Consider the following 12298-nt stretch of genomic DNA (forward strand, 5'->3'; position numbering starts at 1 on the left):
TCAATCTGTTCGGCCCCTACCGGCCTGAACCGGCAGGCTCACGGCACTTGGTCGCGGTCGGTGTCGGTCCGTGTGACACGAGCTGATCGCTTCGGCATGAGTTGACCGCAGAACGCAGCCGTCAGAGCACCATGGTCGGCTCCCGGAATCATGACGTCAGACATGCCGGGGCTACAGGCACTCGCCGTAGCCGGGCCGCTCCCAGGCTGCTTCCATCTTTGCTCAGCATTGGTAAGCTCGATCCACCGATGGGGGAGGTAGCGCTGTGCGACAGCAGTCGCTAGGGGATGTCCGCGCCGAACATGACAAGGGGATGCTGGAGGCCGCATTCTATGAATCGGCCGACTACCGCACCCTAATCGAATCGGACAGCAAGTCAATCGTCGTGGGACGACGGGGCACTGGTAAAAGCGCCCTTTACCTTCGCTTAGCGGATTACTATCGCTCTAGCGAAAAGACGGACGTAATCCTGTTGTCGCCCGACGAGCATGACATGCTCGGCCTCCGCCCCCTGGCCGATCTTTTTGGTGGCCAGTTCAAACTTACACGCGCTGCTATGCGGATCGCATTTCGCTATGCGTTCTGCATGGAAATCGCATCGGTCATATCGACGCGATATAAGTTCGCGAAGTCCGATAGCAGTGACTTCCTGACGCAACATCTAACGCGGTGGCGCATCGGCGGGACCATTTTCGCTGCTTTGCGAAAAGTCATGCGCGACATCGCGCAGGATGAGCAAAGCTTCGAGGGCAGAGTAGCCAACCTCTCAGACCTCTTGGAGGTGCATCGAGTAGAGGGCGCCGTGCGAGAGACGCTTACGGCTATGAAGCGAAATGTTGTGGTATTGGTCGACCGCACCGACGAGGGTTACGAACCGGACGAAAAAGGCGTCGGCATCGTTGACGGTCTTACCCAGGCATTGATCGATTTGCGCGATCACATCGCATCTGTTAGATCCATCATCTTCTTACGCGATAACATTTATCGCAGTGTCCAGCAAAAGGATCAAGATTTCTCGCGAAATCTCGAACAGTCAGTACTCCGTCTGCACTGGGATGAAAATGCGCTTCTCAACTTAGTGGCCAATCGGCTGCGTATCGCGTTCCAGTTGCGCGCGGAAAAGTCGCTTCGCGTTTGGGACTCCGTGACTCAGGAAGGCTTGCAAGGTGAGAACGGGTTTCAGCAGTGTCTTCGCCTGACGCTCTACCGACCGCGTGATCTGTTGCTTTTACTGAACGAAGCATTTCGGCGAGCACGCATTGCCGAGCGCCACGCAATCATTCCCACGGACATCAGCGATTCGGCTCGGTCAATCTCGGAAAATCGATTAGCTGACTTGGTGAAAGAATACGAAAGTCAGATACCTGCACTTCCCAAGCTCGTCGCTCGCTTTGCCAATCACGCACCAGTCCTGTCGGTGAAAGATGCCGCCGATGAAGTGGAGGACGTCACATCGTCAGATGCGTATGATTCACGAATCCAGCAGGACATGATGCTATTGGCGGAACCGGTAGAGGCCATCCGCATGCTTTATAGCGTTGGCTTCTTCGGCGTCAAAGACTCGAGCTCCGGTTACTTCATTTTCTGTCACGATGGCCGGAAGCCGGACAAAGACCTGTTGATGGATGGCCAGTTGCTCGTTCATCCATGCTATTGGATGGCACTCAATCTTACGTCGCCCGAACTAGACGAGAACTCGGCGTCGGAAATCTATGACGAGTATGAGGTCACGGTCAAATCTGAGACCCCTGAGGCCCGGGTTCGTATGATCGGCATGCTCGAAGCCGAACTGCGAGACATTGACGAAGGCCAGGATGGCTGGACAGCATTCGAGCAATGGTGCCTAAAGGTCGTTCGGGTGCTTTGCGCCTCAGGCCTGAGAAATGTGCAGCTCAATGCCAACAAGAGCAATTTACAACGCCGCGATATCGTTGGGACCAATCACGGCGAGACTTTTTTCTGGAAACGAGCTCTGGAATCACATAATGCTCGCCAAGTCCTGTTCGAATGCAAAAACTTCAAAGGTCTCAGTCGCGAACACTACTGGCAGATGAACTCCTATCTTTCCAAGGAGTACGGATCCTTAGGTTTCTTTATCACGCGCGATGAAGACATCAATCTCCAGAAGGAAAAAGAGCTGGCGTGGACCCGTGAGCTTCGCAATGAGCACCAAAAGGTGGTCATTAAACTCACGGCGAAATACCTGGTCAAGATCCTTGGAAAGCTGCGCAGCCCTGCCAAGCACAACGCAGCCGATCAGGCATTTGATTCTCTTCTGGACACGTACTTTCGCAACTACTTCGGGGAATCATCTCGATCAACTCGCAAGAAGAGATAGCGATGCCTTCCTGCGCGGCTGCCCTGGTTGACTTGACAGCACGACCGACCTCGCCGAAAGCGCGGCGGTATTCGAGAAGGGAGCAAGGAGCAGCTGTAATGCCGCGTTCTTCTCATCAACGGGGCGAGATCAAGGCTCGGCACCGGGTACCGATCTTGCGGGGGCACCAACCGAATTGTCAGGCTCATGCTTGACCATACCTTCAATTGCGCACCGTTGCCCCGGCAGTGCTCATCACGCACGCTCTGGCGGAACGACTTTTCCCTGGACGCTCGGCGCTGGTGCAGCGCATCGCCATCTCAGTCCCCGGGCAGGTCTCCGCGTCTTTCCCCTGGTAATCCCCCGCAGGTTAGCTGACGCCAAAGGTGGAATTTTCTCGCAACCTATCCCGAGGAGGTTCCATGAAGGAGTCCCGATTCACCGACAACCAGATCCTGGCTGTCATCAAGCAAGCCGAGGGCGGTGCGCCCGTGCCGTAGCTGTGTCGCGAGCACGGCATCAGTACGGCCACCTTCTACAATTGGCGCAGCAAATACGGCGGCGTGGACACGTCGATGATGGCGCGCATGAAGGAGTTGGAGGATGAAAATCGCCAGCTCAAGAAGATGTATGCCGACTCACAGATGAGTGCCGACATCCTGCGTGAGGCCATGCAAAAAAAATGGTGAGGCCATCTCAGCGCCGGGAGACGGCTAAGTGGGCGGTAGAGGTGAAAGGTGCAACGATCAAGCAGGCCTGTGGCGATTTCTCGCTGAGCGAGACGGCCTACCGATACACGCCCAAGGGCAGCGACGAGAAGGCGTGCATCGCCGACCGGCTGGTGCGCCTGACCTCCTCCTATCGCGACTGGGGCTTCGGCCTGTGCTTTCTGTACCTGCGCAATGTGAAAGGCTTCGGCTGGAACCACAAGCGCGTTTATCGGATCTACCGCGCCCTGGAGTTGAATCTGCGTATCAAGCCCAGGCGTAATCTCCCCCGTCAAGCAGACACTTCATAACTAGAATTTTTAGCGTGTGTGTGGCGATATTCGACGGGGCTTAGCCCGCCCAGACTATCGTGGGGTCGTACTTCGTTGTAATCGATCATCCACCAGTGCGCTGCCTCGCGAACGTCTTCAAGGCGAGCAAAGAGATACTGGTCGAGGACCTCTTCGCGGAACCTGCGGTTGAAGCGTTCGATGAAGGCGTTCTGGTTTGGTTTGTCGGGCAGGATGTATTGGATTGACACGCCATTGCCTTTGGCCCACTGCGTGAAGGATTCAGCGGAGTTCGGCCGAAGGATCCGTAGGCGGACCCCATGCTCCAAGCCACGAGCAGCATAGACACCTCACCGAGCGACTCATGATCATGTTTGTGACCACGGACATCGCTGCACAACAACTGACGGCATCGCACGCCATGCTGGCTTCGACACTTCATTCAATCCCGCTGCAAGATCTCAGCGCGACAGCCAGGTTTTGGCCGGCATCAGTGATGGCGCCACTTTCGTAATCGATGCGGTATACCTTCCCGTCCTCACTTCCTTGGATGACGCCCAACCCTACCCGATCATCACGATCGGCGATGATGTAGCAATTGAAAGCGTCCAACGCCACCAACCGAACATGGATCGGCTCGTGGACGACGAACCCTCCGTGCCGCACCGATGCTGCGAGCAGCGGCAGATAGTCTTCCGGTAGACGCGCGTCGATGACGCCTTCGGCCAGCTGTCGGCGCCATCGTTCAACCTTTGTCTCGTGCTCGACTGCCGCCATGGAACCGTTGTGTGAATCAAGTCCGTCACCGTTCCGGGCCGTCCCCGGGGCTTGGTCGCCGTCGAGGAAAAGGTCCGCCCGCAGACGGACCCGTTCCACATGCACTCGCGCATGGTTGACAGTGCGCCCGGGCGGCTTTGCAAAAACAAGTGAGAAGAGCCGCCCACCAACCATTCGAACGCTCGCGCTGTTTCGAATGTTCCTGTCGTCGGCCGTGAAGTCGACCTTGGCCAGCTCCAGCTCATCTCGCACCGGAAACAGCAAACGCTCGGGAAAGTCTGGACGCCCGCTGTGTAAACAATAGAGATTGACCTCTTTCCCTTGAGCCAAGCGCTGAACGCGATTGATGACATCCAGTTGCGCGCGAAAATGGTGCCGGACCGGAGGATTCATGGCCTCCACTACGGCATCGAGAATGTCGCGCTCCAGGAGCGTGAATACCTCGGCAGGTTTCAACCATGATAGAAAGTTCCACATTACTGGCACCCGCAGTCGCCCTGGCTCAGCACTTCATCCGCACCGATTAGGCCGCCAGCGAAAAGTCCGCGGAGCGCGTACGGGACACGGTTCAACTGCTGGACCAGCATGTTCGGCATGGGGTTTAGATTCTTCCACGCCGCCGGGGCGAAGCGATAGCGGTAGGGGTCAGACAATGCGTGCTCGATGGGCGTGACATAGTTTCCGTTCCACAGTGACCCACTTCCGCCAAGTCGGCGCGGAATCCAGTGAGAAAACTCTTTCCCCACCCCGCGCGTCCCCGCGGCTTCCAAACCCGCTGCTCCGCCAGCAGCAAAGTCGAGCGCCACGCCGGCAACCTGACCCGCGGTGTAGCTTCGTGAACAATGATCCACTACATCGTTGGTCCCCAATTGGTCCCGCGTCCAATCGGTCAAGCCGAACGAGACGGTATCGCCAAATCCCGCCGCGAAATCGACCAAACCCTGCGGCAGCGGATCGCCCCAGGCCCAAAGCCCATAAGGATCTGAGAACCGGAACGGGTTGCCCAGCGCATAGACATAGGTTCCCGTTCCACCCATCAACCCGATGGGGTCACTCTCAAGGTAGCGCCCAGTGTCGGGGTGGTAGTAGCGGTGGCCATTGTAGAAGAGCCCAGTTTCACTATCGAAGTACTGGCCTGGATACCGCAGATTGAACACATAGCTTGCCGAGAAGTTGCGCTCGCCGAAAGGGTTGGCGGTCGGCTGCCACTCCCAGTAACGCCCACTCCCATCGGCAGCATCCGCCCGGCGGGGTGTGCCCAGCGCATCGACGACCACATACGCGGGAGATGCACTGTCCATCGATCCGATCAGCAGGCCGTCCATCCACACGTAGTCGTGCGGCAGTCCGCCGGACTCGGCCAACAGCTGTCCTTCTTCATCGTAGACGAATCTCAACTGCTGCCCATCGCCGGTTGCCTTGAAGATGCGCTGATTCATTACATTGTAGCGATATGCATTGCTTTGTGAGCCGTCAGCACTGGCTTGCACGAGATTGCCACGACCGTCATAGGCGTAAGTCCTGCTGCCTCCAGGGACACTTCGCTGCGTCATCGCACCATTCGCGTCAAATACTGAGCCACTTCCTGCGACATCCACAAGGCGATGTGTTCCCGGAGCGTAAGTATAGACGCCCGTCGACGCAGCCGTTGGCTTATCTGACACCTTGCTTAGCCGGTTCCCGCTCTTGTCGTAGGTGTAGGACTCATTGAAGGTGGCCGACGCAATGCTCGACAGGCGATGCAGTCCATCGTACGTGTAGGTCTCCAAGACAGGCCCCGTCGCGGAGCCGCGAAGTGCGATGACCTGCCCGGAGGCATCAAGATCGTAATGAACATTGAAGGAAGGGCTATTGATATCGGTGATAACGTAGTTGGCATTGTAGGTGCGCGTCACCGCCTGACCGTTTCCGAGGGTATAACCCGTTGCCGGCCCGAACGGGAGGTAGGTCACGTTGCTCACCAGTGGAATCGCCGCATGATTGGGCGGCGTGAGCGTGATCGAAGTGATCTGACCAAGTGTGTTTCGAGCGTATGCAATCAGATTTCCGCTTGGCGGCGCGATGCCGGACAGCCGGCCGGCACGTGAGTAGGCGTAGTCGACGGCATCGGTAACACCGTTCTGCGTCTGTCGCTTTTCAGTCACTCGCCCTTCGTTGTCGTAGCAATAAGCTGTGGTCACTTTCGCTTCTACGATGCGCGTCAAGCGGCCAACCGGGAACGATTTTGCACACCCCGTGGCGCTGTCGGACTCGTCGTAGCCGTAGATGGCGTTTAGCGACGTATCCGCATAGGTGAGCGCCGTTGTGCGACCAAGTGCATCGTAGGCGCGGCTCTCCACGACACCTTTGGCGTCTGTGCGTGTCGTGGCGTTGCCCGCAGAATCAAAGGTCATACTCAAGGGGCCGGTGTCGGGGCTGGTCCTCCCAATCGCATTGCTCAGGCCGTCCCGGGTGAATGTCGTGATCAACCCATCAGGATCCGTGAATGACTTGATCTGGTCGAGGGCATCAAATGTGAAACCGGCGGTCGAGGCTTTGGTAGCACTGTTGGTGCCATTGGCGTCCGCGATGCTCGTGACTACCCGACCGAGTAGGTCTACCGTGTCTTTACGGGCGATACCCAAGGCATCTTTGCCGGATATCAGCTTGCCATCGCCGTCGTAGCTTCCCGAGGCTGTGGCATCGAAGGTGATATGGCCCAGGCCGTCGGTCGTGCTGACGAGCTGACCGAGTGCGTTGTATTTTTGGGATAGGCTTCGACGGAGTGCTCCCGTCGCGTCAAACGTTTGCTCTTTGGTCCGGTTGCCAGATGGGTCGAGGGTATAGTGGACGTGATTAGCCTGCCCGTCAGCCATGTCGATCAAGCGGTGGGCGTCATCATAAGTGTAGGTCAAGGCCACACCATCTGCGTCGGTCACTGTTTTGAGCGCACCGGTGGGCTCGTAGGTGAGCGTCGTTGTCGCGTCCGCGGCCGATGGTGAGCCGTCGGGATTAGCCCGAACAACTTTCGAGATCAGCCAGCCCCGAGGCGAGTACGCAACGTCAGTGATGACCCCATTGGCGTCTTTCTGGCGCAGCAAGCGACCATGCCTGTCATAGCTGACAAACGTGGTGACATGCCCAACTTGGTCGGTGACCGTCGCCGCGTCGCCTGCCCGGTGGCACGCGCCGCCTACTGTGGCGCATCCACTTTCATCGGTGGTGAGATAGTAGGAGTATCGGATCACGTCTGTGACGTCTGTCCGCGGGCCATCTGCCGTCAACAGCAGGCCGATTTTCGGGCATTGGGTGCTGTCGACCGCATCGCAATACGTGTAGCGCGTCTGCCGAATGCCCTCGGGGGCATGGGCCTGACTGCCGCACGCGTAGGGGACGGTCACAGATGGGTCAATCGCACACTCGGCGGTGGCTTGGCCACGGGCATTATAGGACCATGCGCTCTTGGCCACGACGATGCCCGCGGCATTCGACATGGCCCGAGTCAACGGTCGACGATGGGGCACATCCCAGGTCGTGCTGGTGGCACGCTGGGCATCGGTGCCCGATGCTTCGACCTGACGGGTTAGCAAGCCGTTGGCGTCGTAGGTTGTCGTCGTGATGGCGCCCCGGAAGTCCGTGTAGCTGGCCGGGTAGCCGTTGGTGTCATAAGTGATCTTCTTTGACTGCTGGTTGCACTGGTTGCCGCAAGGCACGTTTGTTCCGCTCGGCTTCAGAGTTTCTGCGCCATCGTCCGCGAACGCCAGAGTCACCGATAGCCCCAACGGCGTTGTCATGCCGGCCGGAGTTCCTCCGTTTTGGTAGTAACCGTAGTAGGACAGCGTCATTTTGTCGGCGCCGCCGGCGTACTGAGACGACACGGCGTGATTCTTTGCGTCATAAGCCGTCGTCTCAAAACGCACGCCCTTTTCATCGATCACTCCGGTCAGTTCTGACGGATAGGTGGCAGCTCCTGGCGCGTTGAGCGGCTCTGCGTACACATACTGACGTGTCGATAGGTCCGGGTAAGTCACTTTGCTGAGGTTGCCGTCAGCGCCGTAGGTGTACGTGGCCGTCTGCCCGGCTGGATCGATGGCTACGGAGAGGCGGCCCTGGGAGTCATAGCGCAAGCCCAGCGCTCGACCTTGGGGATCAGTGACGGTGATGAGCAGGCCGGCGCTCGGCGCGACTGCGGGATCGGTGGCAGCGGTACTGTAGGTCAGTGTCGTCGTCTGGCCGTTGTCGTCCGCGATCGAAAGCAGGCGACCATTGGCGTCGTAGGCTTCGGTGTCCTGGGTCGCTGCCACCCGCAACGCATAACCGGTCGTCGCTCCCGATTTCGGGTCTTTTTGAATCGTCAGCGTCTCGGCCGAATCCGTATCTGCCGTCCAGATGCCGTTGGCGCTCCGAAAGCGCACCAGTGATCCATCCGGGCGGCGGGCGTAAAGCAGACCCGCATCGGGGCCGCTGTTGGGCATCAATTGGATGCTGCGATCGAACGAGTGTCGCCATTTCGGACCCAGCGTGCTCGCGACCACGAAGCTCGATGAGTTGTAAAATCGACGAAACGTCAGCCAATCGGACGTATGGAGGTCGGTGTCCTGACGATACGCGTTGCCGTTGGCGGCATTGATCGGGTCCCCTTCCATGGAAGTTCCGGCATTGCCCGATGCCGTTTTTGTGTCTCCCTCTTGGCTGCTTCCGCGGGGCCCAAGCGAATCGCCAGGCGCTCCGTTGCCCCCCGTGCAACCGGTCTGACAGCCGCCCGCGTTCTTGGGCTGGAAACCCTGGCCCGTGACGTCCGTCGCCCAGATGTAAGAGAACCAGCCGCTGCCCGTAGAGCCATCGGCGTTCACCCAGTTTATGGTGATTGTCGCCGCGGTGCCCGTGCTGCCGTAGGCAGTCGAGAAGGTATGCGGCTTGCACGTTAAGGTCGTCGAGCAGTCGTTCTCGTAGTGCGCGATGAGGTCGTTGACAGCGGCATCGACGGAGGTAAACCCGCCCGCTGCTCCATACGCGCCGTTGTAGCTGTAGGGTGGCCCATACACATAATCGGCATGGGCGGTGAACGAAGCCAAGCAGACTGCGGCAGTGGCAGTGGCAAGGATGCGCCGGCGGCGCGCTTTCATGGAACTCATGAGGAACATATCCCTATCCCTTGCGAATGAGTGGGCGCGAGCGTAGCCGAAGCATCCCGTCAGGGTTCGCTGAAATGCGCGTAGGGCTTTTCTGACACGACTGGCGCACACAGGCACTGAGAACTGTGCCGCATTTGACACAATCGTCTGTCACAGAGAGCTGGACCAGTTTCAGGAACGCGCGACCCACGGTCACAACTGGAGAATACGGAAGAATAAACGTCTGCAAGCGTGTGGGTGGTTGAACGGATGTCACGTACGCGACCATTCGCGCTCGCCCCCGCTTCTCGGCTCGACATGCTTCCTACGGCGCCGCTTGACCCCGACGCAGCCCGCCTTAGTGGTCGCTTCACCTGACGACCTGGGCAACCACGGACAATCCCTGCGCGGCGATGATGGCAGCCACTGATGGGCAACCTACGAGATAACTTCCTAGTGGAACCTTAATCGTCAGCCACCGCACCATAAAATGTCCGTTCGGACACTATATGGCCTGATTAAAGCCCCTCCATCCCGGATCGTCGCGCTATCCATGATGCTGGCGACGGTATACCGAGCCACGGAGGGCCGTCACCCCCAAGTTTTTTTAGAATGCAACGACCGGCGCTGCTCCGGACATCAACTGGGATCGCTGCCCCGTTAGACAACGCCCGGGCAACGAATTGAGGCATTCATGACTCCCATGTCGCCTTCTCGTAGGCCTGCCGGGGACCAGAGAGCAATGGCGCTCACGCACCTACAGCGTGCGGAGCCACGCTCTATACGGGTCAGCAGCCACTCAATCAAAATCGGTTCGAGACGCACCTTAGTGGATGCCAAACGTATCGCGAGCCGCGAGCTTTTACCCGGCCGCCCAAGGCGTCGCAATGCATTGAATCGCTATCGTGACGCTATTCCATCCAGGCGGCGATCGCAGAACGCCTAATCGGCCTTTCAAGCGCCTCCGGCCGCCAACTCATCGAGGACCTCGGGGCGTCGAGCATTTATCCACTCGCGCAATTCTGCGACGTAGGGTGCCCAACGATGGGAAATTGAGGCGGCCCCTACGATCTTGTTGAGGCATACCGGTCTCTGCATGTTGAGCGTCTGCACGATCAAGTCAATGAATGAATGAGGATCAACGACCACCTCAATACTTCGCGCAAGCTCAATAATTTCATTAGTTCCCGGGTCAGCTTGCTGAGGGAGATCACAGATCATCCTGTGAATCTGCGCCTCGGGCGTCAGCGAGCCCGGACCATCACCAGAGCGTGCGGTCCACCATGGGAAAACTCGTGCCGTGGGATGAACGCCATTCGCAATACATTACGCGCACCCATGACGTGGATTGAAATGTCCTCGTCATTCAGGCGACCTACGTTGGGTTGCTCAACAGCCAACCAACGATAACTGCCCATGGACAATTCCCGACGCCGTTTCCTGGGCGTCGCCGGCGGATTCGCCGGTGCATGCGTCTTCGTCGATACCTTGCGCGTGGCCCAGGCGATGGATATGCCGATGGCCATGCCGATGAAACAGCGCATGGCCATGCCGGGCCTGGCCGCACCGAACGTGCCGCTGGTGAACCCGGTGACCATGGCGAAGTTCGTCGATGCGCTGCCGGTGCCACCGATCGCCGTGCCCACGGGCACGCGTACCCACGTCGCATTTGGAAGCCGGCAGCTACCGTTCTACCGCATGCCGATGCGAGCATTCAGTGCGAGGGTCCACCGGGATCTGCCGCCGACACCGCAATGGGGTTACGCAGGCTCCACGCCGGGACCCACGATCGTGACCCGCCGTGGCGAGCCGGTACTGGTGGAATGGGCGAACGAGCTTCCCGCCCGGCACTTCCTGCCTATCGATCACGGGATTCACGGCGCGGAGAAATCCAAACCCGAGGTTCGCACTATCACGCATGTGCACGGTGCGCGCGTCTCCGCGCCGAACGACGGTTGGCCCGAAGACTGGTACGTGCCGGGTAAATCGCTGACCGCCCTGTACCCGGGCGACCAGGACGCCACCACCTTGTGGTACCACGATCACGCCATGGGCATCACGCGGCTGAACATCTATGCGGGCCTGTTCGGCAGCTTCCATGTGCACGATGACGACGAGCAAGCCCTGGGGCTGCCCTCGGGCGAATTCGATATGCCGTTGATGCTCTACGACCGCCTGCTCGCCAAGAGCGGCAAGCTTTACTACCCGGTGTCGGACGATCCCGAGGCGCCTTGGGTGTCCGAATGCCGCGGCGATGCCGTGCTGTGCAACGGCAAGCTGTATCCGTATCTCGAAGTGGAGCCACGCCGCTACCGCTTCCGGCTGATCAACGCCGCCAACACCAGCTTCTTCAACCTGTCGCTGTCACATGGCAAGCCGTTCCAGCAGATTGGCAGCGACCAGGGGCTACTTGTAGCGCCCGCCGATCGGATGAATATCGAACTCTACCCGGCCGAACGTGCCGAGGTGATCGTCGACTTCAGTGCGTATGCGGGCCAGTCAGTGCAGCTACGCCACCAGGCCGACGGCATCGTCGAGTTCCGTGTCCGCGCCAAAGGTCGCCGCGACACCTCGGTGGTGCCGGCCACGTTGCGGCCGGTCCAGCGCATCGATCCTTCCACGGCGGCGCAGGACCGGGTGCTTGCACTGGGCGAACAGGACGATTCGGGCGGCAACCCGATGACGATGCTGCTCGATGGAAAGATGTGGAGCGATCCCATCAGTGAAAAACCCAGGAAGGGCACGGTGGAAACCTGGACATTCGTCAATGTGACGGGTGATGCGCATCCCATCCACCTGCACCTTGTGCGCTTCCAGGTACTGGAGCGCCGCCCGTTCGATCTCTACGCGTGGAATGCCCGTAAGGAACTGAAGTTCACCGGGCCATCGATACCACCGGCCGCGGAAGAAGCCGGCTGGAAAGACACCGTGCGCTGCGACCCCGGAATGGTCACGCGCATCATCACGCGCTTCGATGGTGAGCCAGGCAAATACGTCTGGCACTGCCATTACCTGGAACACGAAGACAACGAAATGATGCGTCCCTACGAACTGGTCTGAGCCCTCCGGCTTGTTTGTTGCGGTGGTAACGATTGTTCGCAAGATTTTGCGTTG

Annotated in this window: 4 protein-coding genes and 2 pseudogenes; 3 read left to right on the plus strand and 3 right to left on the minus strand. The window is 59.0% G+C overall.

The features are described from left to right. Positions 1-265 precede the first annotated feature (265 nt). A complete protein-coding gene (locus ABIE56_RS03525) occupies positions 266-2338 on the plus strand; it encodes a P-loop ATPase, Sll1717 family (RefSeq protein WP_429242450.1) in 2073 nt (690 codons plus the stop codon). Between the two features lie 401 nt (positions 2339-2739). Then, positions 2740-3317, plus strand: a pseudogene (locus ABIE56_RS03530) (transposase); the annotation flags it as partial. On the opposite strand, the pseudogene ABIE56_RS03535 reads toward ABIE56_RS03530, so the two are convergent. From ABIE56_RS03535 to ABIE56_RS03545, 3 genes and pseudogenes are all read right to left on the minus strand, one after another. Next, positions 3317-3581 (minus strand): annotated as a pseudogene (locus ABIE56_RS03535) (integrase core domain-containing protein); the annotation flags it as partial. The pseudogenes ABIE56_RS03530 and ABIE56_RS03535 overlap by 1 nt on opposite strands. A gap of 171 nt (positions 3582-3752) precedes the next feature. Then, entirely contained in the window at positions 3753-4568 is an 816-nt protein-coding gene (locus tag ABIE56_RS03540) for a hypothetical protein (RefSeq protein ID WP_429242451.1), read from the minus strand. Continuing rightward, entirely contained in the window at positions 4568-9214 is a 4647-nt protein-coding gene (locus tag ABIE56_RS03545) for an RHS repeat-associated core domain-containing protein (protein ID WP_429242452.1), read from the minus strand. Before ABIE56_RS03545 ends, ABIE56_RS03540 begins: the two co-directional genes overlap by 1 nt. Before the next feature lie 1386 nt (positions 9215-10600). Here ABIE56_RS03545 and ABIE56_RS03550 point away from each other — a divergent pair. Beyond that, a complete protein-coding gene (locus ABIE56_RS03550; protein WP_429242453.1) occupies positions 10601-12244 on the plus strand; it encodes a multicopper oxidase family protein in 1644 nt (547 codons plus the stop codon). Positions 12245-12298 lie beyond the last annotated feature (54 nt).

This window comes from Luteibacter sp. 621 (assembly GCF_050435445.1).
GTDB lineage: Bacteria > Pseudomonadota > Gammaproteobacteria > Xanthomonadales > Rhodanobacteraceae > Luteibacter.